Raw genomic sequence first — 23,725 nt, 5'->3', positions numbered from 1 at the left:
AGGGTTGTGAGCAGCGCCAAAAGAAATGCTGAAGCTGAGCAAGATCAGTTTGACGTTCAGCAAAAAACTGGGTAATATAGGGACAAGGAGGGGTTTTATATGAAGAATGACATCAAAACTACTGTCTTCTTGACTCCGGAAGAAATGGAGCAATATAAGGACCTCAAAGAGAAATTTGAAGCTGCCTCCAGCCGAATCGAGGTAAAGACCTATCACCGGCTGCTAGATAATCGAACGGCGAACAGAGAGCAATCTGATGATTGCTTTTTTTTATTGGCCGCTTATGCAAACAGGCTGCCCCTGACGGATTATTTCCGCCGGAGCAGCCTGTGATGGCTATATTATTCTCGCATCTTCACCCGTTGTGGGTCGAGTATAATGAAGGCATAACCATTTACTGGAGGAGTAATATGTTCAGCTATAAAAATACAACATCCGAACTCTCGGAAAGCGGAACCGAAACCGCTATTATTCCAGTAGGGGCTACCGAGCAATTCGGTCCGTTTCTTCCTATGCATTTAGATTCACTTATTGCAGAAAAATATGCCGAAGCCTACGGAAAAGCGCTTAACGCCTATGTCCTTCCCGTTCTGCCATTCAACACTTCTGAAGAACACGCCGGGTTCAAGGGTACTGTAACTGTAAGTCCTAATGTGCTTACCGCGATGCTCGAGGAGATTATGATTAATCTATCAAGGCAAGGATTTAAGAAATTTGTTCTATGCAGCGGTCACGGCGGTTCATATTGGGAAGCGGCATTTATCAAACATTTCAACTACAAATACTCCGATCTTCTGCTTATACACGCTCACCATAATCATCAAGCTTGGGAGAAAGCAATGGCCGCTGCTCAGTTTGACGAACTTAATGAACTGCATGGCGGTCTGCTGTCCGTATGTACTGCACTATGGTTATGTCCGGAGCTTGTTCACCTTGAGCCGATGGGGTCTGACATACCGATTGAGAGCCGTAAATACGCCGATTTCATGGGTTGGGAAAAGCTCACCTCTGACGGGTGCTGGGGCCATTACGAGCCGGGAATACATACTCCAGAAGAGTTGGCTGAAAAGGGGAAGATTTTTTGGACGAGCTTTATCGATAATAAATGTGCAGGACTGAAAGAAGTGCTTGAAGAGTCGTATCGTCTCAAAAATTTGACAAGGAAAAGGAACCCATACCATGAGTAAAGCAACTCTATTACGTGAACCCGCACAACGCAGATTGCTATTCAGCGCCGGACTCAGCTGGCTATTCGATGCCATGGAAGTGGGAATGGTGGCATTCGTCATTGCCGCTGTCGCTGCCGACTGGAACCTAGGCCCACAGCAAGTGGGGCTGATCTCAGCCATTAATTCGCTTGGCATGGCTGCAGGGGCAGCTTTTGCCGGCGCTTTCGCGGACAAGTACGGGCGCCGGTCCGTTCTCATCTGGACGCTTCTGATTTTCTGTGCGGCAAGCGGTTTGTCTGCGCTGGCAACGAGTTTCTTTGTCTTATGCCTGCTGCGCTTTGTGGCCGGCTTCGGACTTGGCGGGGAGCTGCCGGTGGCTTCCACATTGGTATCCGAGTCGGTACCTGTTAAAGATCGCGGGCGGGCAGTTGTCCTCCTGGAAAGCTTCTGGGCCGGCGGTTGGATCGTTTCGGCGGTGATCGCCTACTTCGTCATACCCGAATATGGCTGGAGGATGGCACTAGTGATCGGTGCGCTGCCGGCATTGTATGCCTTATATCTGCGAAGAGCCATCCAGGAATCTCCGAGGTACCGAACATCTGCGGCAAAGTTATCTTTTAGGCAGCGGCTTGCAGCCGTGTGGTCAACGAACTTCCGTAAATCCACGATAACGTTATGGGTATTGTGGTTCACTGTCGTCTTTTCCTACTACGGCATGTTCTTATGGCTGCCTTCAGTCATCATGATTTATAAAGACTTTGACCTCGTGAAGAGCTTCCAATACGTTCTCATTATGTCCATCGCCCAGCTTCCCGGATATTTTACCGCCGCCTACCTGGTTGAGAAGTTCGGACGCAAGTTTGTTCTCGTCACTTACCTGCTGTTGACTGCAGCCAGCGCCATATGGTTCGGCAACGCCGACACGTCAGGTATGCTTATTGCCGCGGGATGCTGCTTATCCTTTTTCAACCTCGGTGCATGGGGAGCCATGTATGCTTATTCCCCGGAGCTTTACCCGACGTCGGTGCGATCCACCGGTGTGGGGCTTGCCGCTTCGGTCGGACGCATCGGCGGTGTGATCGGACCCTATCTTGTGGGTATTCTAGTCGCCCAAGACACGCCGATGACAACCATTTTTACGATATTTTTCGTCACTATTATCATTGGAGCTATCACTGTCTTGTTCTTCGGTAAAGAAACAAAAGGAATCGATCCGGACAGTGTAGACATCCGGTTAAATCTGTAATAAACTCCATTATGTAACTACTTAAATTATTTTAGATGGTTACATCAAAATTATGGAGATCGGAGGGGAACGTCAACGATATGATGACCGTTCATCCTATTCAGCCAAGTCAATTGGAGCAGTTTATCCATATCGGAAGTGACACCGGCCATTGTGATGACACTAGACGATACCTTGAACAGATGCTTGCTGCCGGATCGATCCGCACCGAATGGTGTTATGTTGTGGAAGAAAATGATCATATGCTTGGCCGGGTCGCTTTTTGGTCACTGCCGAAATCAAGGACACCACAGGCGATCGTCCTGTTGGATCTGCCTTGGGAGAAGAGCAGTTACATGTCTGTCGGCACCGCGTTGCTTCAGCGCTGCTTTGCAGATATGCGTGATCTTGGTACGGCGAATGCAGAGTATGTGTTAGACGGCCCCGCTATGGCGCCGCAATGGCAGAACAACGCCGAAGAACGGATTAAATTGCTGGAACACGTCGGTTTCCGGCTATTACGTAAGACTTATCGTTTTGAATACAAGCATCAAGAACTTCCATTAGCTTTAGAGAAAGACTGCATATTCAAATCTTTACAAGAGACAGGCGAAGCGGCATTTATTGAGGCCATCGAACGAGTGGGCATCAATATCCTGGACCAGAGAGAGCAAGATGAGCAGCATCGATTAGGCCATGCGGCGCATGCCCTGGACTTATTTAGGGATCTGCAGCAGATGGATGTTGAATCTCACTGGTGGCAGTTGGCCTATACTCCGGAAGGAAACCTGATTGGCTTAGTAATGCCGGCGAAAAATCCGACTTACGCTACAATCGCATACATCGGAGTGGTGCCGGAGCAGCGGGGTAAAGGCTATATTGATGTGCTGCTCGACCGGGGAACAAGAACTCTGTTCGAGTCCGGAGCAAATATCATTCGCGCGGACACCGACCTTAACAACTTTCCGATGGCAAACGCATTCATAAGATATGGCTACGAGCAGTTCGCAATACGACATGAATACCGCTGTCTGCTGGATTAATCGACACGAAGGCGGAAACTATCGAACGATATCGTTTACAAAATTTGCTTTATTATCTAGAATTGATAGGTAAACGATTGATAATCCTCTCGCTTAGGATGGGTGTACGCTCACCATGGAAATACAATCCACGCTAGGTGGCCAATTGCAAGATGTGTCTATGTTTATGGCGTTCCAGCACGCTCCGATCGGGATAGCCATTGTGGATTGTAACGGTAAGATAAGCAAGTCCAATCGTGCTCTGGACGAACTAACCGGCCGCTCGAATGACAATGGCGACAACTATCCGCTATTCGAGGAGCTTCTGGATCCGGCGGATCGGAACGTCTATCGTCACTTGCAGACGCAGGTTATTGAGACTGCTTCCGCTGTTCCGATTTTGGTCCATATCCTCGGACAGGACGGCACCACTGTCAAAGTGGAATTATCGGCTCAACTGATACGCGGCTCCTCGGCGGAGCCGTTATTTCTGCTTATATACGCCCGGGAGACAAGCGTGGAAGAAGCGGCACAGCGTTCTGAACGTACGAACAATGAGCGGAACCAATCTCTTATTTTACATAACCCTGCGATGATTCTTACCGTATGTTTGAACGGCTTTATCTTAACCGCGAATCCTGCAGCGGAACAATTGACGGGGTATAGCTGCGAGGAACTTATCGGGCGTGACAGCCGCACCTTATTGGCAACAGGTCAGGCTGATAAGTTGTGGGAGCTGTACTCGGAAACCCCATTGGAATCTCCGGTGGCTTATGAGGCATGTATGCGCAATAAAGACGGTATCGTGGTGGAATTGGGCGTGAAGAACGTCCCCATCATTACCGACGGGTCCGTGGTCGGCCTATATATCATTGCTCGTGATATCACGGATATTAAGCGTCAATCTGAGTGGAAACACGAAGCGGAACTAGAGCTGCGGGAAACGGTGCGAAACCAGCAAGGCTTCACTTTTAAATACAAACGAATTAATGGTGCATTTATTCATACTTTATGCGATGGCGAACTGCTGTATCGAATGGGGCTTTCCCCCGACAGAATTATCGGCCGAACGCTGTACGATTTTATGCCCGCCGATCGGGCCAAGGAGAAAGAGAGCTATTACCAAAGGGCGTGGGAGGGAGAAGATCTTGTCTACGAGGGACGCAGCGGAAGCCTCTGGTATATGGCATCTCTGCGCTCGATCAAGAAGGATGGAATCATCCACGAAGTTATAGCCTCCTGCGTTGATATAACAGAGTGGAAGAAAGCCGAGCGCGAGCTGGTTGAAGCCAAAGAACAGTTCGAATCTCTCTTCATCAGCTCACCGACCGCCATCGATTTGCTTGATACGAATGGCAACGTCATTCGGGTGAATCCCGCACATGAGGCTTTATACGGATGGACGAACGATGAGCTGCAGGGTAAGCCTATGCCTATATTTCCGGATCATGTGAGGGACGAATCACGGCATCTGAGAGAGCAGCTGCTGGCTGGCCGGACTGTCGTAGATTTGGAAACGGAGCGCTTGCGGAAGGATGGGAAGCTGCTTACAGTCTGTTTAACTTTGGCAACGGTAAGAGATAAGGAAGGGCGCGTATTCGGTTTCACCGGACTTACAAGGGATATTACAGAGAGTAAGAAGGCCGAAGAAATATTGCGCAAAGCGGACAAGTTGAACGTCGTCGGCCATCTGGCGGCAGGGCTGGCTCATGAGATCCGCAATCCGCTCACATCGCTGCGCGGCTTTCTTCAGCTGCTTCGCGGCGGGCACCGGGAAAAGGACAGCTTCTACGATCTTATGCTCTCGGAGCTGGACCGCATCAATAACATTCTGGGTGAGTTGCTCATTATTGCGAAACCTCAAGTCAGCCATTTTCAAAGAAAAAATCTCAGGCAAATGCTCGTCGATGTTCTGATCCTGCTGGAGCCGCAGGCGCTTCTGCAAAAAGTCGAATATCTGACTATTTTCGACGCGGCTGAGATGCCGGTGCATTGTTCGGAAACCGAGCTTAAGCAAGTGTTCATCAATATCATCAAAAACGGAATGGAAGCGATGCCTCAAGGCGGTATTCTAACTGTCGAGCTGACGGCTTCCTGGCATGATGAGATCATCATTCGCATTTCCGACCAAGGTGTCGGGATACCCGAAGATCGGATTCCCCGCTTGGGAGAGCCTTTCTATACGACCAAGGAGAAAGGTACCGGGCTTGGGCTGATGATGTGCTACAAAATCATTGAGGCTCATAACGGAACGATTTCATTCACGAACAGGGAGAGCGGGGGAACGACCGTTAACGTAAGTCTGCCGCTCGTCCGCGATCAACTTAAAACCGATAACCTAAGCCGCAATCAATTTTAAAGCACACAACAAAGACTGCCAATCGGCAGTCTTTTTGGTATAAAGATGATCTTCTTAGGAACAATATTGGAAAAACGTGGTGTACATAAAACGATTACATTAATCTCCAACAACCTTTGCGTCAGCGAAGTACGTAACATCTATGGAGTTAGTGCCGCCCGGAATATCTTGATCCGGTTTTTCCGATGCCGCTTCCCAACCTATATGAACGACCGTCTGCTCATCATCCGTTAATAACAAATGTTCATGAGTATAAATCAATGAAAAAACCTCCTTTAACGAGATCTTCCTTAGACCAAAAATTACCCGCAGGCATTGTTTGCCAACCAGCAAAACCGATTAGAAATTTCTTATATACGACATTCCCAATCATAAAACCTTGCCGTTTGAGTTGGAGAATGGGTATCATAAATAAACGAACGTAGGAAAGGAAGGTTGCATAGTATGAATGTTACCGAAAACCCGATCGTCGTAGCTTTGGAACCTGAATATGAAACCGAATATTTGAAACTGATGTACGAATACTTTACGGCCTCTGAGCGAAACAGCCGGGCTTCCTCCATACAAGAGAAAAAGCAAGTGATGGCTATAAAAGATAAAATGGCTATGCTTTGCAACCAGAATCCGCAGAAGTTGAACATGCTGAAATCGATTATCAAGCAGGTACGCGAGGCCAGGGAAAAAGCGATTGTCATCTCGAAATCGAATGCTGTGGTCTCCCAACTGTTAGAGGAGCTTACGAAGGACGAGGAATTGAAAGGCGTCCTCATGATCAGCACACAGCTGTCCATCCATGAAGCCAATCAGATGATCGACCGTTTCAACAAGGTGCCGGAATCCACTGCTCTGCTTCTCACGGACGCGGTCAATACGGGGCTGGATGTGACAGCGGCCAACCACTTGATTCACTATGATTACCCCGCCAGATATCCTGAAATCCTGCAGCGCAATAACCGTATAGCGAGACAGACTTCGCAGCATAGAGACGCAGGCATCTACTATCTGATGACAGCCGGCAAAATCGACGAATTCGATTACCGGGAATGCATGGAGCAGAACCAACCCATAAAAGGTGCGATGTCGACAGTGTAACGCTGTCGACCTTTTTTTCAGCGCGGTGGAAGCGATTGCTCGCGCTCAGTAATTTATTAAAAAGGAAGTGGCGAGGTGCAAAATCCATCCCTCATAACCGTTGAAGAAATGATGACGGAGATCGAATTGTTCCAATCCGTATACCCGGTTTTTATAGGCGAGATTGAAAGGGTCGAGAAAGCACGCGGCAAATTGAATGATTTTCAGCTCATGCTCGCTGTATCGTACGCCAAGAATGGACTCGGTGTGCTAAGCTTTGAACGGCGTCAAACGATAAACGCTATATTCACAGCATTCACAAACCTTTATCGGAAGGAGGGCTTGAGGGCCGCCGACCGATGGGCGAATGAGCATTTCGGCTGTCAATCGGACGACTTGTACATAGAAGACACACAGACCCTCGAGGACAGTGTTGAAGCAGGAATAGAAGAGTCGACGCTGAATAATGAAGATGTGCAAGAAGCTTCAGCTCGGATTGAGGAGCTTTCCTCCATCATCAGGGAAAAGGAAACGGAGCTGCTTGAATTCTACCGTGAGCTATTTATGTGGCAAACTTATTTAGGCGGAGATCAGAGTTCGGATGGGGAGACAAATAATGATAGAAAAACCGTTAGAAATTGAGGAATGGATAGTAGAAAAGGATATTTCAGCGCTGCAGACGGCTATGCAAGAGGGAATTGTGAGCTCGGAAGATTTAGTCCAAGCCTGCTTACAGAGGATTCGCAAATATGATCGGAAGATCAACTCTGTGCTGGAGATCAATCCGGATGCAATTGAAATGGCAAGAAGCTTGGATGAGGAACGGCAAGCGAAAGGCAGCCGCGGCCCGCTTCATGGCATTCCTATTCTTCTGAAGGACAATATCGACACGCATGACAAAATGCATACGAGCGCCGGCTCCCTGGCCTTGGCGGAATCGATTGCTCCGGAGGACTCTTTTGTTGCTGCACAGCTCCGGGCGGCAGGTGCCGTTTTACTCGGTAAGGCGAACATGACGGAATGGGCCAATTACATGTCGAGCACAATGTGGTCGGGGTATAGCTCAAGAGGCGGACTTGTTCTAAATCCATACGGCCCGGGAGAGCTGTTCATCGGCGGCTCCAGCTCCGGATCCGGCGCTTCGATCGCCGCCAACTTGGCAGTCGCTGCGATCGGGACGGAAACATCGGGATCCATCATCAGCCCGGCCAGCCAGAACTTTCTTGTGGGCATCAAGCCTACTATTGGGTTGGTCAGTCGATCAGGCATTATTCCCATAACTCATAGTCAAGATTCTGCGGGACCGATGGCGAGAACAGTCGCAGACGCAGCGATTATTTTAGGCGCATTAACCGGTGTGGATGAGCGTGATCCTGCGACATTATCAAGTGTGGGTCGTTCTTATCGCGATTACTCGCAATTTTTAGATGCAAGTTTTTTACAGCAGGCAAGAATTGGAATTCCGAGATTTTATTATAAAGATTTGGATGAGGCCAGGCTCGCCATAGTTGAAGAAGCTATACGAACTCTGAAAGAGAAAGGTGCTACGATCGTCGATCCCGTGCAGCTTCCCTTCTGCGAAAATACGGAATGGGATTGGGAGGTTTTGCGATATGAATTCAAGAAAAATCTGAACGACTATTTAGCCGGGCTGCCTGAAGCCGTGCCCGTTCATTCATTGGCGGATGTTATTGCGTTTAATGAAAGATACGCCGAAAGAGCCTTGAAGTACGGTCAGGACATATTGATTCGTTCTGAGGAAACAAGCGGAACATTAACTGAACAAGAGTATCTGGACAGTAAAACGAAAAATATCGAGATATCTCGCAGCCAGGGTATAGATCACGTTCTTCAAGCGCATCAACTGGACGCATTGTTGTTTCTTGGAAATGAGGAAGGCGCTGATCTTGCGGCGAGAGCCGGTTACCCGGTAATCACAGTACCTGGAGGTTATGCCGCAACCGGTGTCATTTCGGAGGATGGCCGCACGTCAAAAGGGCCCCAAGGCATAACGTTCGTTGGCACCGAATACAGCGAACCGACATTGATCAAGATTGCTTATGGGTTTGAGCAAGCAACCAAGCATCGTTTCCCGCCTAAGTTGGATTAAGGAGCGTTCAACTGTTACAAACCAATCTGCTGCAGCATAACGGATTTTAATGTGCTGATACGCCCATTTTGTCCGCATCAAGGGTGTGTTGGGTGAGCGCGCTCGGTTTTTACGGACATTTTGGGCGTATGGTGGCTGTTCGATGCTTGCCGTGAGAGACTGCGTCTGGTCTCTCATGGTTTTTTCGCGTTCTCTCACAACGATAAAAAGTATGGTAATAAAATAACCCACGAGAACCGTGGGTCGCTTTGCAATCTTTTGATTTCGGGACTGCGCAGTCTGCTTCGGTTACTTGCTCTGTCCCGGGTCAAAGGGCGGTATAGACGCGAAGGGCGGAGCGTCTTCATTCTGCGGCTCTTTCAGCTTCTCCGGGTCGCGTCGGGACGATACATCCGGCCTGGGACTTCCCGGTCCACCCATGAGCTCATCCATCGTCTGATCGGTATCACTCATTTCAATTCCCCCTTCGGTTTGCGCGCTGACGGTAGTTTGTGGACGGACAGGAGCAATTATACATTGCAGCCAAGGTCCGCAACTTGTCAGGCGTGTCATTCGTTTGAACATGTGAGGAAAGGAGTTGTGAAGGAATGAATGATAGGACATGGCGTTGGCTGACGATCCTTCTTGCAGCGGTTATTCTTGGCGGCTGTGGAGCATCACCAGACAAGCAAGGAGCTGAGTTGGAAAGCAAGCCGCATCTCGATTCGAGACGCCCCAGTCAACCTGGAGAAATGAGAAGCTATCTTGCAGCCAAGAATATTCCGAATGGCGATATTTACTTGCAAGACGGTCTGCTTTACGTAAACGTTGTGGCCCTGAACGAACGGATCGAAGCCGAAATTGCCGAACTGTTCGTGCCGGGTTCATATAAGCTAATGAATGTAAAATATACTATTCAACAATTGGAAGCGGCACAGCAGCTGCTGCTTGATCAGAATCTCCATGAAGAGCTCAATATATATTCCTCCGGCATTGACGTGATAGGGAATAAGATTTAAATAACAATACCTGATACTAGCGAGGCTGCTGCAAAGACGAGGCTTCAAAAGATCATTGACCCGGGAATGGTTAGCTATGACATCCTAAAGCTTGGAGAACCTCTGCTGGGAACAATCGTTGAGATCGACGAGAATAGGTAACGCATCCTTATTCTTGAGCCTGGTCAAGAAGATCCGACGTTCTGGTTCTCCCGGTTGGAAGTCGATACGATCAGCACAAAATAACGCGATAAATGGCATGCGCAGGGGGCTAATGATGATCGCATTTGTCATAACACTGTTTTTCTGGCCTTTGATGATCGCTTCGATTATTTGCTCTGCTGCAGGGATTCTGTGCAAAAGCTCCCTGTCGTTATTCGTTGCCGCTTTTTTAATTATTCCGATGTCCCTGTATCTTGCGGCCACGCCTAAGTTCATGGTCTGGGGGCTGGTATTTCCCTTGTGCTATATCGCCTCTGCACTATGTATTAAGAAATCCAAGCGACTATTGGCCTTCGCAACGAGTATTCCCGTGTATAGTGTGATCGGCTGGCTCGCATATACCGTATTCGGAGGATGAGCATGCGTTTACCGGATAAATTTATAAATACGATTAAAGGCGTTCATCAGGACGCCGGAGAACAGTGGCTGGCAAACTTCGACGAACTGATCTGGTATTGCGAGTGGAAATGGTCTCTTAAAGTGATGGAGCCTTTTCCGCTATCCTTTAATTTTGCGGCGCCGGTAATACTACAAGATGGCCGGCAGGCTGTATTAAAACTGTGCGTTCCCGGCAAGGAGTTTATTACGGAGAAGGAAGCGCTCATTGCGTACAGAGGCAGCGGGATTGCAGAACTGATGGACTATGATTCTGATCGGGGCATTATGCTGCTTGAGCGATTGAATCCCGGCGAAACGTTGAAGACCATACATAATGATGAAGAGGCGACGCGAATCGCAGCGGGCGTAATGAAAAAATTACATAAACCGGCCTCGACATCTCACTTTGGGGTATTTCCGACTATTCAGCAATGGTCTCAGGGGCTTCTCAATCTGCGACAACGCTTCGACGGCGGCACGGGTCCTTTACCGGAGCGCCTGGTGAGAAAAGCTGAACTTTATTTTCCCGAGCTTATTTCAACGATGAAAGACCCCCACTTGCTGCATGGCGACTTGCATCACGAAAATATTCTATCGGCAGAGAGGGAGCCATGGTTGGCGATCGATCCCAAGGGCTTGATAGGGGAGAGAGAATATGAGGTGATCTCCTTCTTACTGAATAACTTGCCTGACTCTGATAAATCGCGTATCACCGAACGCCGGGTTGATATTTTTGCGAATGAGCTTCAGCTGCGAAAAGACAGAATTCTTTCCTGGGCTTTTTGCCACTCGATTCTGTCAGCATGGTGGTGTGTAGAGGACAATGCCGGCAGCGCCGACTCTTCCCTTGAGATGGCAATGATCTTTGACAACTTACGATCACGATCGGTAACGACTAATGGATGAGTTTTATATTGATAAGGTCAGCTTAGATCATTCGGACATATCGCATCTGTTGGAAGAGAGCTTAAGCGAGGGACATCGTCATATTAAACGGTTATTCGAAGAGTTTGCGAGCGGGAGAAATACTTTTTCCAATGAGGGTGAGGCGCTTTTTGCGGCAGTGATCAATGAACGAATCATTGGAATATGCGGCTTAAATATTGATCCTTATGTTGAAGGTAAGCATGTCGGCCGTGTACGGAGACTTTATGTGTCAAAGAAATTCAGAAGGCATGGAATCGGCAGAAGCTTGATGCAAGCAGTCATTCAGGAAGCACAGAACACTATCGGGTAATCGTGCTTAACACGGATAATCTGGTCGCTGATCTGTTTTATCGTTCTCTCGGTTTTGCTGCCACGCCGCTATATCCGAACGCAACTCATCATATGGGCTTTGGTAAACAATAATGACGGGATCTGACTACGGACGCAGGAGGAAGGAACAACTTGCCTATTACGGAAATGGATCATCTTAAAGCAGTACTTGCCGACTGGGTCGAAGAAAGCAAAAAGCTTGCGCACCATGGGCAGGTCGCCGCTTACATACCGGAGCTGTCTCACTCGCCGCACGAGGCATTGGGTATTCACATCACGAGTATCGAAGGTGACTCCGTCTCGGCGGGGAATTGCGGCACGTTGTTCACCATGCAGAGCATTTCCAAGGTATTTACGCTTATAATGGCGCTCATGGATCGAGGGGAGGATGCGGTCTTTTCTAAAGTCGGCAAAGAGCCTTCGGGGGATAATTTCAATTCCATGCTCAAGCTGGAGCTGGTCGAGCCGGGCATACCGTTCAACCCGTTCATCAACGCCGGGGCGATCGTTGTTTCTTCCTTGATTGCGGGAGACGGTCCGAACGACAAAAAAGCCCGCGTACTCGATTTCTTCAGACGGATAGCAGGCAACGACAGTTTGGATTACAATCACGCGGTGTACCGTTCGGAGTCGGATACAGGGCATCGAAACCGGTCATTAGCTTATTTTCTTAAGGAAAACGGCGTGTTAATGGACGACGTGGAAGATGTGCTCGACGTGTATTTTCATCATTGCGCGGTAGAGGTTACGTGTGCGGATTTGGCGCGAATGGCTGTGCTTCTGGCGTCGGGCGGCGTAGACCCTATTTCCGGGGAATCGCTCATACCCCGCCGTTTTGTACAAATTGCCAAAACTTTCATGATCACTTGCGGGATGTACAACGCGTCCGGTGAATTTGCAATCGAAGTGGGACTTCCGGCCAAAAGCGGCGTGTCCGGCGGAATCATGACGATAGTGCCCGGACGGTACGGGATCGGTGTGGTCGGTCCGGCCCTTAACCGCAAAGGCAACAGTGTCGCGGGCGTTCACCTGTTAGAAAGGTTGTCTTCCGAGTTCGATTGGAGTATTTTTTAGAAGTGTAAATAGAAGCAGGAGGTGTTCCTAATGTCTGATAAACAGCCTGAAATCAAGCCGGACAGTCCGCCGGAAATCAAGCCGGACAGTCCGCCGGAAGTGAAGCCGGAAACAACACAGGAAGTAAATCCGCAAGTAACGCCTGAGGTTGAACCAAATGTCACGCCGGAGGTTCCGCCCGAGACGCCGCCGGAGATTTCTCCAAATGGAACGCCCAATAACGATTAACTGATGAGGGGAACGAGCCAGTGAACAGTAAAGAACGGTTTACCGATCGAGTCGATCATTATGTGAAATACCGGCCGGGCTATCCGAAGGAAGCGATAGACTATCTGTATGAAACTGTAGGCTTTGCCTCCCATTCCGAGATCGCGGATATCGGTGCGGGAACAGGTATTTTTACGAAGCTGCTGTTGGAGCGTTGCAGTCATGTGACCGCAGTGGAACCGAATGAGGCAATGAGGGAGTACGCGGAGCAGATGCTGCAAGGCGACCCGAACTTTCGCGCTGCTGCCGGCTCTGCTGAGATGACGGGGCTGCCGGACGGCTCCGTTGATTTTATTGTCTGTGCGCAAGCCTTTCATTGGTTTGATCTTGCAGCCGCTCAAACAGAATTTCGCCGAATACTCAGAGCCGGCGGAAAAGTTGTCCTCGTCTGGAACTCACGACTGACGGTCGGCACTCCTTTCTTGACTGAATACGAAAAGCTGCTGCATACATACGGCACAGATTACGCGGCAGTCAATCACCGGAACATTTCACAGGATCATCTCACGGCTTTTTTCCAACATGGCTCATTCCAGGCTGCCCGATTCAGCAATCGCCAGATCTTTGACTATGACGGCTTAAAAGGACGGCTGCTGTCTTCTTCTTACAGTCCGCAAGCCGGGCACCAGAACTACATACCGATGATGTCTGAGTTACGAAAACTGTTTGACCGCAATGAACAAGACGGGAAAGTGTTCTTCGACTACGAGACCGAAGTGTACTGGGGCGGGATTTAGCCGCGACAAAGAAAAAGCCCGAATGCAGCCGCGCATACGGGAAACTTCAATACCTTTTGAGCTGAAAATTTGTTAATTATCAGTAGCCTCCGCTGCGACCTCTACTGCGGCCTCTGCTGCGACCTCTGCTGCGGCCGCCGGAGCGTCCTTCAGAGCGGCCTCTGCTGCGTCCTTCAGAGCGGCCTCTGCTGCGTCCGCCTCTAGTCTGGTAGCGATAGCCTCTTGTGCGGTATCCCCCACAACGACGTTCATCCCAAACGGGGTAGTCCCCCCAGAAACCGCCCCAATAACTAATCTTGACTTCCTTGTCCCGGTCTTTGCTCAACTTAATACACCTCCTGTTTAAAGATTAATTTATTTTATGAAAGGTTGTCCGTCGGCGATTGAGACAAGCGCAGGAGAGATATGAAAAGAGGCGTTTCACTTCGTTGAAATGACCGGAATCGAGTGTGAGGTAATCGACAAAAGCTCGATATCAAAACTGCCGCAGCCGAACTGGCTTGCGGCATTTTTTTGTATTTTGCGGGGTGTGAAGCACTGTGAAAAATGTCGGCTTATGGATGAAAAATGGTAAATGGGTCGTATTTCTTAAGTTTCCATAAGTTGAGAGATTAAATTTATGCGGATCTGGTTAGATAGACATCAGTACAGGCTAATCCTCCCGGTTTATTAAAGAAAGGTCGGGGTTTGAAAACCGACACCTTTTTTTCACAATGTTGTTGAAAATGAGATGAAAATCTTTCATTTTTTCGTTATAATTAGTTCGATTGTATGTTAATTATTGGTATATATGGTAAATAATTAACCGCATTAAGAAGGATTATTTTATTCTGAATCGTACAGGAGGTGACGGATTTAAATGCAAGCTCAGGCGGCACTGATTTCATCAGAGGACCTGTACTTATTCAATAGCGGACAATTATTCCGGGCTTATCACACATTCGGTGCCCATCCGGTGAAATTCAAGCGCCGCAAAGGTGTCCGCTTCGCCGTGTGGGCACCGAACGCCCAAGCCGTATCCGTCGTCGGTGATTTCAACGATTGGACCGATCCGGATCACGAAGCGCCGCTGGAAAAGGTGGGAACAACGGGCGTCTGGTGCGGCTTCGTTCCCGGCTTGGCGCCGGGTACACGTTACAAATATAAGCTGGTAAATGCCGACGGCTCCTCGCAGCTGAAAACCGATCCTTTCGGGTTTACCGGCGAATTGCGTCCGCGTACCGCATCTATTGTCAGCACACTCGATAATTACGCATGGCAGGACGCCGAGTGGATGGAACAACAAAGAAACAGCGCTCCTTACAACAGGCCGATGCTGATCTACGAAGTCCATCTCGCGTCATGGCGCATGGACGCTCCCGAGCAGTTCCGCACCTACGCGGAGCTGGCTGAAGAGCTGGTCGACTATGTGTCTTCCATGGGGTATACGCATATTGAATTGCTGCCGGTCACCGAGCATCCGCTTGATCGCTCCTGGGGATATCAGGCAACCGGATACTACGCTGCCACCAGCCGATACGGACCTCCGGAAGGGCTCAAGAAACTGATCGACTGCTGCCACCGGAGAGGAGTCGGCGTGCTGCTCGACTGGGTACCCGGACACTTTTGCAAAGACGACCATGGCTTGAGGTTATTCGATGGAACCGCTTTGTATGAGGATTCGGATTACAGGCGGGCGGAAAAGCCGCTTTGGGGAACGCTTGCTTTTGATTTCGGCAAGCCCGAGGTGCAAAGCTTCCTTCTATCCAACGCTCTCTTCTGGCTGGATATTTATCACATCGATGGACTGAGAGTAGACGCGGTGGCCAGCATGATCGATCTGCATTTCGATAAACCTGAGCTTATGAAGACAGTTAACCGATATGGCGGAACCGGGCACCTCGAAGCGTTGGCTTTTTTAAGAAAATTGAACGAAACCGTATTTCGCTACCATCCGAACAGCCTCATGATGGCGGAAGACTCTTCCTCTCACCCTGCCGTCACGTCGCCGACCTACCTGGGCGGACTCGGATTCAATTACAAGTGGAATATGGGCTGGATGAACGACATGCTCCGTTACATGGAGACAGATCCATCCGAAAGAAAGTCACGCCACTCTCTTGTCACATTTTCGCTCCTGTACGCTTTTTCCGAGAATTATGTATTACCTTTATCCCATGACGAAGTCGTGCACGGCAAACGTTCCCTTCTAAACAAAATGCCAGGTTCTTATCCGGAGAAGTTTGCCAACCTGCGCTTGTTTTATGGCTATTGGATGACTCATCCGGGCAAGAAGCTGCTGTTTATGGGCGGTGAATTCGGTCAATTCGACGAGTGGAAGGATTATACGGGCCTCGATTGGGATTTGCTGAAGTACCCGCTGCACGACAGTATGAAGAGTTATGTCCGTTCATTAAATTCGGTCTATTTGGACAATGGCCAGTTGTGGGAGAAAGACCACGATCCCGGCGGTTTCGAATGGATTGACGTCAACAACTCGGAGCAATCCATCATCTCTTTCGTGCGCACCGGTGAAGCTTCCAAATCTCCACTCGTTATCGTTTGTAATTTTTCGCGTGACAACTACCGCACATACAGGATCGGAGTCCCTGTCTCCGGACGCTATCGGCTGACGATTAACAGCGATGAAGCCGATTACGGCGGATCGGGAACGCCATTTCCCGAGGAAGTGACAGCCGAGCAAATTCCGATGCATGGCAAGCCTTACAGCATAGAAATTCCTGTTCCCGCTTTGTCCTTTCAGCTATGGAAGTCAGAGTTGCAGACGCTTGCACAGACGGATGCAGAACCCGTACTCAGCGCCTAATTGAGGAGGAGAGAAGCTCATGGGCAAGACCGACTGTATTGCCATGCTGCTCGCCGGCGGGGAGGGCCGCCGGCTTGGTGTCTTGACGAAAGATGTGGCCAAACCGGCCGTTCATTTCGGCGGTAAATACCGCATAATAGATTTCACGTTAAGCAACTGCGTACATTCCGGGATCGACACTGTCGGAGTGCTTACGCAATATCAGCCTTTGGTGCTGAATCAGTATTTGGGCATCGGCAGCCCTTGGGGGTTGGATCGCAGGGATGGGGGCATGCACGTGCTGCCTCCTTATGTACGCAAGAAGGGCGGCGTATGGTACAAGGGAACGGCGAACGCCATTTATCAGAATATGGGCTTTATCGAGCGCTATGATCCTGAGTATGTCCTCATCATATCCGGCGATCACATATATAAGATGAACTACGAATTGCTGCTGGAATCCCATAAAAAAAACAATGCGGATGCGACGATCGCCGTGATCAGCGTACCATGGGCGGAAGCGAGCCGTTTCGGCATCCTTAGCGTCGACGAGAACGAGCGTATTACCGAATTCGCCGAGAAACCCAAAAAACCGAACAGCAATCTCGCTTCAATGGGCGTGTATGTGTTTACATGGTCTGTATTGAAGGATGCCTTGATCCGGGACGAAGCGAACGCGCATTCTTCCAACGATTTCGGCAAAGACATCGTGCCCACGCTGCTCCAGGAAGACGCCCGCCTGTTTTCCTATCGTTTCGACGGCTACTGGAAGGATGTCGGAACGATCGACAGCCTGTGGGAAGCCAACATGGATTTACTGGAAACCCGGCCTGCGCTTGAACTGAACGATCGTTCCTGGAGAATCCTCTCGGTCAATCCGAATCAGCCCGCTCAATATGTCGCCCCCCATGCGAAGGTGCAAAATTCTCTTATCAATGAAGGCTGTGTCGTCGAGGGGGATGTGAATCGTTCGGTGCTTTTTTACGGTGCGAGAGTCGGCGAGGGAAGCGTCATAGAAGATTCCATCCTTATGCCCGGAGCCGAAATCGGCCGCGGTGCTCGGGTCATTCGCGCAATTGTCGGAGAAGGTGCCAGGGTCGGTGAAGGCTGTCAAGTGGGCAGCATCGATTCCGTGGAAATTGCAGTTGTCGGCAGCGGCGAAACCGTCGAGTCGCAAGCTGAGATTCAGGAGGTGGAGCCCGTATGAAGCTGCCTATGATCGGTGTCATTAACTTGATTCATGAAGCGGATGAGATGGGTTCTCTGACATCGAACCGCTGTCTCGCGACGGTACCTTTCGGCGGTCGTTACAGGCTGATCGATTTCGTCCTTTCTTCTATGGTTAATTCAGGTATCCCGAATGTTGCGGTGTTTGCGCATACGAAGTTTCGTTCGCTTATGGATCATCTCGGTTCCGGCAGCAACTGGGATCTGCATCGCAAAAAAAGCGGTTTGTTCGTGCTCCCGCCCGCGCTGGAGGATCAGACGGACTTCGGTAAAGGAGACCTGTACCATTTTTATAGAAATCGCGATTATTTCGCCCACAGTCCGCTGGATTACGTCGTCATTTCCCGGAGCCATATGGTGGCGAATGTGGATTTCGCCAAAGCGCTCCAACACCATCGGGATACCGGCGCCGATATCACGCTCATTTGTAAAGAAACAACTGATGAAGTTCCCGGATTGGCGCGCAGAGTGCGCTTGAATGCAGCAGGGCGAATTGTGGAAATGCAGCATCATTTCGGCCGGCTGGCAAGCGACATCGTATCGATGGAGATGTACATTCTCAGCAAGGAGATCCTGCTTGATCTGGTGGAGACTTCCCTCGCGCAAGGCCGGGATCATCTGGTCCGGCACGCCATCCTGCCCCGACTCGACCAACTCCATGTCAATGCATATATGCATGAAGGCGTACTTGGCGTCGTGAACAATATCGCGGCTTACTACCGTCATAGTATGGAACTGCTGCAGCCCCGCATATGGCGGGAGCTGTTCTTCCAACCCGGGACGATCTTGACGAAAGTGAAGGATGAACCGCCTACGCATTACCGTACCGGCGCAGATGTCACGAATTCGCTCGTGGCTAACGGCTGTGACATAGAGGGAACGGTTCACAACAGCCTCCTTTTCCGCGGTGTGAAAGTGGCTAGAGGGGCAGTCGTCCGCAACAGCATTGTCATGCAGAATGGAATCATACGCGAGAACGGGAGCCTGGACAATTGCATACTGGACAAGGAAGTGGAAATCCGCCCGATGCAGCAGCTCATGGGTTCACCGGATATGCCGTTCTTAGCCGTGAAACGTAAAATCATATAATCAGAAAAGGGTGGCCTTATGAAGGTGTTGTTTGCAGCGTCGGAAGCCATGCCGATCATCAAGACGGGAGGGTTAGCCGACGTTGTCGGCGCCCTGCCGAAGGCGCTTTCCAGAAAAGGCGTGGAAGTAACCGTTGTTCTTCCGAAATACGGCGAAATACCGGAGGATATTCTGGCCCGGGCCGTCAAAATCGCCGAAACGGAAGTGCAGCTTGGCTGGCGCACACAGTATTGCGGCATTGAAGAATTCTGGCAGGACGGCATCCGCTACGTGCTCATCGACAATGAATTTTACTTTAAACGCGGATATCTGTACGGCTACGGCGACGAAGCGGAGAGGTTTGCGTTCTTCAGCTTTGCGGTACTTGAAGCATTGGACAAGCTGGAAGAGATGCCGGATATTATCCATTGCCATGATTGGCAGACCGGACTCATCCCCTTCCTTCTCCGAACGAAATATAAGCATCGCGCCGGGTACACGCATATACGTACCGTATTTACGATTCATAATCTGCAGTATCAGGGTGTGTTCTCACGCGAGGTGCTGCAAGATTTGCTGGCAACGGGGGACAACTCCTTTACCCAGGACAGTCTGGATTTCTACGGAGCAGGAAGCTGCATGAAGGCGGGACTTCTGTTTGCGGACAAGCTCACCACAGTTAGTCCGACATATGCGCAAGAAATTCAGACCGAGGCTTTCGGCGAGAAGCTGGATGGAGTCATCCGCCAACGCTCGGGGGATCTCCGGGGCATATTGAACGGAATCGACACGGATGTGTATGACCCGATGAAAGATCCTCATCTAGCCGCCGCATACCGTAACTCATTAACCAAGAAGCGCTTGAACAAAATCGCGCTGCAAGAGGAACTCGGCTTGCCGCTTAACGGTTCGGTACCCATGATCGGCATCGTTTCCAGACTGACAGGCCAGAAAGGCTTCGATATTCTTGCAGAAGCGCTTTACAGCTTAATGCAGGAAAACCTGCAGCTTGTCGTCCTCGGCGCCGGCGATCAAGCGATTGAAGCGATGCTTCATGACACCTGCATGAATAACCGCGAGAAGATGGCGATCTGGTTCGGCTTCAACGAAAGCCTGGCTCGCCGCATTTATGCCGCCTCAGACATCTACCTGATGCCGTCGCGGTTCGAGCCGTGCGGTTTAAGCCAAATGATTGCCCTTCGTTACCGGACGGTGCCGGTCGTCAGGGAAACCGGCGGATTGCGAGACACCGTAGACTCGTACAACGAATATACCGGAACAGGGAACGGTTTCAGCTTTGTGCCGGCCACTGCGCACGATCTGCTGTTTACCGTGCGAAGAGCGCTTTCCTTTTATGAAAATGACGAGGCTTGGCGGAAAATAATAGCGAACGGGGCTAAGAAGGATTACGGCTGGGAGTCGTCGGCACGTCAATACCAGCAGCTATATAGGGAGATTGTCAGCTAAGAGAGGAGAGACGTACATGGCGAGACATCTGGTGATCGGAAACGGAAAAATGCTTCTCAATCTGGACAATCACTGCTTTATCCGAGATTTGTATTTCCCCTTTGTAGGCCAGTTAAATCATGTCGGAGGAAACATGTGCCGCTTCGGGGTCTGGTGTGACGGAGCTTTCTCTTGGCTGGACGATCCGGAGTGGTCGATGACGCTTGGCTACATCCCGGAATCGCTGGTCACGAACGTGATCGCACGGAATGACCGGCTCGGCATAGAACTGTATCTTAACGACGGGCTTCACCAGCGGGAGTGCATTTACCTGAAGCGTGTCGTGGTCCGGAATTTGGGAGATTCACCCAAAGATATCAGGGTGTTTTTCCACCATGACCTGATGATCGACGGCAACGAGGTCGGAGATACCGCAGCCTTCTACCCGGACAATCGTACGATATTCCATTACAAACGCTCGTCCTATTTCATGTTTAACGGACAGTCTGAAGAAGGCGGCATCTATCAGTACTCAACAGGAATTAAACGATTCCACTCGGCGGAAGGAACATGGCGCGACGCCGAGGACGGGGAGCTGATGGGCAACGCCATCTCGCAGGGTTCGGTTGACAGCACGATCAGCTTTCGCACCGTCGTGCCCCCCGGCAATGACAAAAGCATTTACTACTGGATGTCGGTCGGCTCCGACATTGAGGAAGTCAAGAGGCTCGATCAATACGTACGGGACAGCCATCCGGAAATGCTGCTCAGCCGGGTGGTCATCTACTGGAACCATTGGTTATCGCGCGTCGGCAGCCGGTTTGCGGATTTGCCGGCGGAGGTCGTCGATCAATTCAAGCACAGCCTGCTCATAGTCAGGACGCAGATCGACGAGCGAGGCGCCATTCTGGCTGCCAATGACAGCGATATTCTGCAATATAACCGGGATCACTACAGTTACATGTGGCCCCGCGACGGAGCGCTCATCGCAGATGCCATGTCGCTGGCCGGCTTTCACGGAACGATTGCGCCGTTCTTTCACTTTTGCGCACGCAATCTGGCGCCCGGCGGTTATCTGCACCATAAATACAATCCTGATGGAACGGTGGGCTCCAGCTGGCACCCCTATGTCGTGAACGGCGTCCCCAGACTGCCGATCCAAGAGGATGAAACCGCGCTCGTTCTATATGCGCTCTGGAAAGATTACGAGCGGCACGGTGAGATCGAGCTGCCGCAAGCGCTGTACAGCTCACTTGTGCGCAAATCCGCTTCCTTCCTGTGCGATTATATCGAACCTGCTCTCGGTCTGCCGCTGCCAAGCTATGACTTGTGGGAAGAAAGGTACGGAATATGGACGTACACCTCCTCTTCCGTATACGCCGGTTTGATGGGGCGTCATACTTTGCCGATCTGTTCGGAGATTATGAGCGAAGCGATGAATACCGCACAGCCGCGGAGCGGATTAAAGAGGGGATTGTCACCCACCTGTGGGAGGAAAGTGCCGGAAGGTTCGCTCGCGGCTTGATTTGGCAGGACGGCCAATGGGTGAAAGATATGACGGTGGAGAGCAGTCTGTTCGGCTTGTTCGAATTCGGTGTGCTCGCTGCGGAAGATGAGCGTGTGGCCGGAACGATGCAGGCGATCTCGGAGAAGCTCCGCGTGCAGACGGGCATCGGCGGGATCGCCCGATACGCGAGCGACTATTATTTCCGGCAATCCGACGATGTCGAGAGGGTACCGGGCAATCCTTGGATTATTTGCACGTTATGGCTCGCTAATTACCAGATCGAAAAGGCCCTGACGGCGGAGGACCTGGCAGAGCCCCGCCAAACGTTGGAGCGGTTGAATTCATTTGCGCTGCCCGGCGGGAGTTTGCCCGAGCAGGTGCATCCGGAACACGGATCTCCGATTTCCGTCGCCCCGCTTACATGGTCCCATGCCACGTATATTCAGACAGTTTGTTATTACGTGCGCAAATACGATCAGCTGGTCAGCACCGCAAGACGAGTTCCTCAATGGGAGAAAAGCATTCCTTGGTCATGAATGCGGTCAAGATGCACCACAGCCGTGTGCTGCGGTGCATCTTGCTGTTTGCGCACGAATTAAAATTCGATGAAAAACGTTCAACAGACGGAACAACGATGAAAAACATTGCACTTACGCGCCTATGCACCTCCCTTTTTGGCAGACATCTTTCTATTTGTTACAATTGATAGGAAATCTCTTGCTGGAACGCTAAATCTAAAGGAGAGAGACTATGAGATACCGGCCGCTAGGTAAAACAGGGATGAAAGTCAGTGAAATCAGCTTCGGTACTTGGGCCATCGGCGGCTCATGGGGGCAGACGGATGAAAGCGAATCTCTGCGCGCATTGGACAAAGCCATGGATGAGGGAGTCAATTTTTTCGATACCGCAGACGTATACGGGGACGGCAAAAGTGAGAGGCTGCTCGCTCAGGCGACCAAGGGCAAAGAAGACCAAATCTACATAGCTACGAAGTTTTGCCGCGCCGGGGATATACACAATCCGGAGATGTATAAAGAAAAACAAGTGCGTGAATGGTGCGAAGCGAGCCTGAAAAGGTTAAACCGCGAGACAATCGACCTCTACCAGATTCACTGTCCTCCTTTATCAATCCTTAAAGACGGTTCCGTTTTTGATGTGCTGGATAAGCTGAAGGCCGAAGGAAAAATCCGCGCTTACGGGGTCAGTGTGGAATCGGTCAAAGAAGGATTGTTCTGTCTGGAACAGCCCGGTGTGGACGCTCTTCAAATTATTTTTAACATCTTCCGGCAGAAGCCGATTGCCGAACTGTTGCCTAAAGCGCATGAGCGCGGAGCAGGATTGCTTGTACGGCTTCCGCTTGCAAGCGGATTGCTGACAGGAAAATTCGAGGAAAACTCGCAATTTGATGCTGCGGATCATCGAAATTTCAACCGTGAAGGTCAGCAGTTCAATGTAGGTGAGACCTTTGCAGGATTGCCGTTCGAAAAGGGTGTCGCCCTTTCCCGTGAGCTGGCATGGATCGGCGAAGGACGTGAAAACATGACACGGGCAGCGCTGCGCTGGATTCTCGATTTTCCGGAGATTACTTGCGTTATTCCCGGGTTCAAAAATACACGTCAAGTCGAGGAAAACTTGGCGGCACAGCATGTGCCTTCCTTTACCCCCGAGGAGCAGAAGCGCTTGAAATCCTTCTATGATGATCAGGTGCATGAGCATATTCGGGGAGCGTATTAATCGATTCGGTACCCTCTATTATTCAATGCAGGCACATTCGCAGCGTGGATTTCGCGGCAGGTGTCCTGCATTTTTATTTGCAACCTTTTA

The 23,725-nt window shown here is 50.4% G+C and carries 23 protein-coding genes and 1 pseudogene; 21 read left to right on the top strand and 3 right to left on the bottom strand.

Annotated features, from left to right (window positions below; genetic code table 11):
• Positions 1-99 precede the first annotated feature (99 nt).
• The 5 genes from SD71_RS20255 (at position 100) to SD71_RS22650 (ending at position 5,775) form a co-directional block, all read left to right on the top strand.
• Entirely contained in the window at positions 100-333 is a 234-nt protein-coding gene (locus SD71_RS20255) for a hypothetical protein (RefSeq protein WP_041067355.1), read from the top strand.
• Between the two features lie 77 nt (positions 334-410).
• Positions 411-1,187, top strand: a complete 777-nt coding sequence (locus SD71_RS20250; RefSeq protein ID WP_041067352.1) for a creatininase family protein — start codon at positions 411-413, stop codon at positions 1,185-1,187.
• A complete protein-coding gene (locus tag SD71_RS20245; protein WP_041067349.1) occupies positions 1,180-2,415 on the top strand; it encodes an MFS transporter in 1,236 nt (411 codons plus the stop codon). Before SD71_RS20250 ends, SD71_RS20245 begins: the two co-directional genes overlap by 8 nt.
• Positions 2,416-2,495: 80 nt before the next feature.
• Positions 2,496-3,437 (top strand): GNAT family N-acetyltransferase, encoded by a 942-nt coding sequence (locus tag SD71_RS20240; RefSeq protein ID WP_041067346.1) that lies wholly within the window; start codon positions 2,496-2,498, stop codon positions 3,435-3,437.
• A 115-nt stretch (positions 3,438-3,552) separates the two neighbouring features.
• Positions 3,553-5,775, top strand: a complete 2,223-nt coding sequence (locus SD71_RS22650) for a PAS domain S-box protein (RefSeq protein WP_082034376.1) — start codon at positions 3,553-3,555, stop codon at positions 5,773-5,775.
• A gap of 99 nt (positions 5,776-5,874) precedes the next feature.
• Here SD71_RS22650 and SD71_RS24095 read toward each other — a convergent pair whose 3' ends face one another.
• The gene (locus SD71_RS24095) at positions 5,875-6,036 is read right to left on the bottom strand and encodes a hypothetical protein (protein WP_161793425.1); all 162 of its coding nucleotides are present in this window, start codon (positions 6,034-6,036) and stop codon (positions 5,875-5,877) included.
• Between the two features lie 183 nt (positions 6,037-6,219).
• On the opposite strand from SD71_RS24095, the gene SD71_RS20230 reads away from it, so the two are divergent.
• The 3 genes from SD71_RS20230 (at position 6,220) to SD71_RS20220 (ending at position 8,956) form a co-directional block, all read left to right on the top strand.
• Entirely contained in the window at positions 6,220-6,867 is a 648-nt protein-coding gene (locus SD71_RS20230) for a helicase-related protein (RefSeq protein WP_041067343.1), read from the top strand.
• 75 nt (positions 6,868-6,942) lie between these two features.
• Positions 6,943-7,488, top strand: coding sequence for a hypothetical protein (locus SD71_RS20225; RefSeq protein WP_041067340.1), 546 nt, complete (start codon positions 6,943-6,945; stop codon positions 7,486-7,488).
• The gene (locus tag SD71_RS20220) at positions 7,463-8,956 is read left to right on the top strand and encodes an amidase family protein (RefSeq protein WP_041067338.1); all 1,494 of its coding nucleotides are present in this window, start codon (positions 7,463-7,465) and stop codon (positions 8,954-8,956) included. The genes SD71_RS20225 and SD71_RS20220 overlap by 26 nt, the downstream gene beginning before the upstream one ends.
• Before the next feature lie 288 nt (positions 8,957-9,244).
• Here the strand turns inward: SD71_RS20220 and SD71_RS24090 are convergent, their stop codons facing one another.
• Entirely contained in the window at positions 9,245-9,409 is a 165-nt protein-coding gene (locus tag SD71_RS24090) for a hypothetical protein (RefSeq protein WP_161793424.1), read from the bottom strand.
• A gap of 134 nt (positions 9,410-9,543) precedes the next feature.
• Between SD71_RS24090 and SD71_RS20215 the strand changes: the two genes are divergently transcribed.
• From SD71_RS20215 to SD71_RS20185, 7 genes are all read left to right on the top strand, one after another.
• Complete coding sequence (locus tag SD71_RS20215; RefSeq protein WP_041067335.1) at positions 9,544-9,954, top strand: hypothetical protein; 411 nt, start codon at positions 9,544-9,546, stop codon at positions 9,952-9,954.
• A 253-nt stretch (positions 9,955-10,207) separates the two neighbouring features.
• A complete protein-coding gene (locus tag SD71_RS22645; RefSeq protein WP_152619527.1) occupies positions 10,208-10,513 on the top strand; it encodes a hypothetical protein in 306 nt (101 codons plus the stop codon).
• A 2-nt stretch (positions 10,514-10,515) separates the two neighbouring features.
• Positions 10,516-11,439 carry an aminoglycoside phosphotransferase family protein gene (locus SD71_RS20205; RefSeq protein WP_041067332.1) on the top strand — a complete coding sequence of 308 codons (924 nt, stop codon included), beginning with the start codon at positions 10,516-10,518 and terminating at the stop codon, positions 11,437-11,439.
• Positions 11,432-11,770, top strand: a complete 339-nt coding sequence (locus tag SD71_RS20200) for a GNAT family N-acetyltransferase (RefSeq protein ID WP_052476450.1) — start codon at positions 11,432-11,434, stop codon at positions 11,768-11,770. Before SD71_RS20205 ends, SD71_RS20200 begins: the two co-directional genes overlap by 8 nt.
• 167 nt (positions 11,771-11,937) lie before the next feature.
• Entirely contained in the window at positions 11,938-12,864 is a 927-nt protein-coding gene (gene glsA / locus SD71_RS20195) for a glutaminase A (RefSeq protein WP_041067610.1), read from the top strand.
• Between the two features lie 30 nt (positions 12,865-12,894).
• Positions 12,895-13,092, top strand: coding sequence for a hypothetical protein (locus SD71_RS20190; RefSeq protein ID WP_041067329.1), 198 nt, complete (start codon positions 12,895-12,897; stop codon positions 13,090-13,092).
• A 20-nt stretch (positions 13,093-13,112) separates the two neighbouring features.
• Positions 13,113-13,868, top strand: a complete 756-nt coding sequence (locus tag SD71_RS20185; RefSeq protein ID WP_041067325.1) for a class I SAM-dependent methyltransferase — start codon at positions 13,113-13,115, stop codon at positions 13,866-13,868.
• Positions 13,869-13,940: 72 nt separating this feature from the next.
• Here the strand turns inward: SD71_RS20185 and SD71_RS20180 are convergent, their stop codons facing one another.
• Positions 13,941-14,120: a hypothetical protein gene (locus SD71_RS20180; RefSeq protein ID WP_041067321.1), complete on the bottom strand. Its 180-nt coding sequence runs from the start codon at positions 14,118-14,120 to the stop codon at positions 13,941-13,943.
• 607 nt (positions 14,121-14,727) lie between these two features.
• Between SD71_RS20180 and glgB the strand changes: the two genes are divergently transcribed.
• The 6 genes and pseudogenes from glgB to SD71_RS20150 all read left to right on the top strand — a co-directional run bounded on the left by glgB (position 14,728) and on the right by SD71_RS20150 (position 23,635).
• The gene (gene glgB, locus SD71_RS20175) at positions 14,728-16,674 is read left to right on the top strand and encodes a 1,4-alpha-glucan branching protein GlgB (protein WP_052476449.1); all 1,947 of its coding nucleotides are present in this window, start codon (positions 14,728-14,730) and stop codon (positions 16,672-16,674) included.
• Between the two features lie 19 nt (positions 16,675-16,693).
• A complete protein-coding gene (locus tag SD71_RS20170) occupies positions 16,694-17,860 on the top strand; it encodes a glucose-1-phosphate adenylyltransferase (protein WP_041067319.1) in 1,167 nt (388 codons plus the stop codon).
• Positions 17,857-18,969: a glucose-1-phosphate adenylyltransferase subunit GlgD gene (gene glgD / locus SD71_RS20165; RefSeq protein ID WP_041067316.1), complete on the top strand. Its 1,113-nt coding sequence runs from the start codon at positions 17,857-17,859 to the stop codon at positions 18,967-18,969. Before SD71_RS20170 ends, glgD begins: the two co-directional genes overlap by 4 nt.
• A gap of 18 nt (positions 18,970-18,987) precedes the next feature.
• Positions 18,988-20,415: a glycogen synthase GlgA gene (glgA, locus tag SD71_RS20160; protein WP_041067313.1), complete on the top strand. Its 1,428-nt coding sequence runs from the start codon at positions 18,988-18,990 to the stop codon at positions 20,413-20,415.
• Positions 20,416-20,431: 16 nt separating this feature from the next.
• Positions 20,432-22,437 (top strand): annotated as a pseudogene (locus SD71_RS20155) (glycoside hydrolase family 15 protein).
• 214 nt (positions 22,438-22,651) lie between these two features.
• Positions 22,652-23,635 (top strand): aldo/keto reductase, encoded by a 984-nt coding sequence (locus SD71_RS20150; RefSeq protein WP_041067311.1) that lies wholly within the window; start codon positions 22,652-22,654, stop codon positions 23,633-23,635.
• Positions 23,636-23,725 lie beyond the last annotated feature (90 nt).

Source organism: Cohnella kolymensis, assembly GCF_000829465.1.
Classification (GTDB): Bacteria; Bacillota; Bacilli; order Paenibacillales; family Paenibacillaceae; genus Cohnella; species Cohnella kolymensis.
This window is presented reverse-complemented; position numbering and strand designations above follow the sequence as displayed.

Coding starts and splice junctions, on each gene's coding strand:
- SD71_RS20215 (WP_041067335.1), top strand. CDS start 9,544: ATGAATGATAGGACATGGCGTTGGCTGACGATCCTTCTTGCAGCGGTT.
- SD71_RS20200 (WP_052476450.1), top strand. CDS start 11,432: ATGGATGAGTTTTATATTGATAAGGTCAGCTTAGATCATTCGGACATA.
- SD71_RS20255 (WP_041067355.1), top strand. CDS start 100: ATGAAGAATGACATCAAAACTACTGTCTTCTTGACTCCGGAAGAAATG.
- SD71_RS20220 (WP_041067338.1), top strand. CDS start 7,463: ATGATAGAAAAACCGTTAGAAATTGAGGAATGGATAGTAGAAAAGGAT.
- SD71_RS20240 (WP_041067346.1), top strand. CDS start 2,496: ATGATGACCGTTCATCCTATTCAGCCAAGTCAATTGGAGCAGTTTATC.
- SD71_RS20150 (WP_041067311.1), top strand. CDS start 22,652: ATGAGATACCGGCCGCTAGGTAAAACAGGGATGAAAGTCAGTGAAATC.
- SD71_RS20205 (WP_041067332.1), top strand. CDS start 10,516: ATGCGTTTACCGGATAAATTTATAAATACGATTAAAGGCGTTCATCAG.
- SD71_RS20180 (WP_041067321.1), bottom strand. CDS start 14,120: ATGAACGTCGTTGTGGGGGATACCGCACAAGAGGCTATCGCTACCAGA.
- SD71_RS20245 (WP_041067349.1), top strand. CDS start 1,180: ATGAGTAAAGCAACTCTATTACGTGAACCCGCACAACGCAGATTGCTA.
- glgD (WP_041067316.1), top strand. CDS start 17,857: ATGAAGCTGCCTATGATCGGTGTCATTAACTTGATTCATGAAGCGGAT.
- SD71_RS24090 (WP_161793424.1), bottom strand. CDS start 9,409: ATGAGTGATACCGATCAGACGATGGATGAGCTCATGGGTGGACCGGGA.
- SD71_RS22650 (WP_082034376.1), top strand. CDS start 3,553: ATGGAAATACAATCCACGCTAGGTGGCCAATTGCAAGATGTGTCTATG.
- glsA (WP_041067610.1), top strand. CDS start 11,938: ATGGATCATCTTAAAGCAGTACTTGCCGACTGGGTCGAAGAAAGCAAA.
- SD71_RS20230 (WP_041067343.1), top strand. CDS start 6,220: ATGAATGTTACCGAAAACCCGATCGTCGTAGCTTTGGAACCTGAATAT.
- SD71_RS20190 (WP_041067329.1), top strand. CDS start 12,895: ATGTCTGATAAACAGCCTGAAATCAAGCCGGACAGTCCGCCGGAAATC.
- glgA (WP_041067313.1), top strand. CDS start 18,988: ATGAAGGTGTTGTTTGCAGCGTCGGAAGCCATGCCGATCATCAAGACG.
- SD71_RS20170 (WP_041067319.1), top strand. CDS start 16,694: ATGGGCAAGACCGACTGTATTGCCATGCTGCTCGCCGGCGGGGAGGGC.
- glgB (WP_052476449.1), top strand. CDS start 14,728: ATGCAAGCTCAGGCGGCACTGATTTCATCAGAGGACCTGTACTTATTC.
- SD71_RS22645 (WP_152619527.1), top strand. CDS start 10,208: ATGATGATCGCATTTGTCATAACACTGTTTTTCTGGCCTTTGATGATC.
- SD71_RS20250 (WP_041067352.1), top strand. CDS start 411: ATGTTCAGCTATAAAAATACAACATCCGAACTCTCGGAAAGCGGAACC.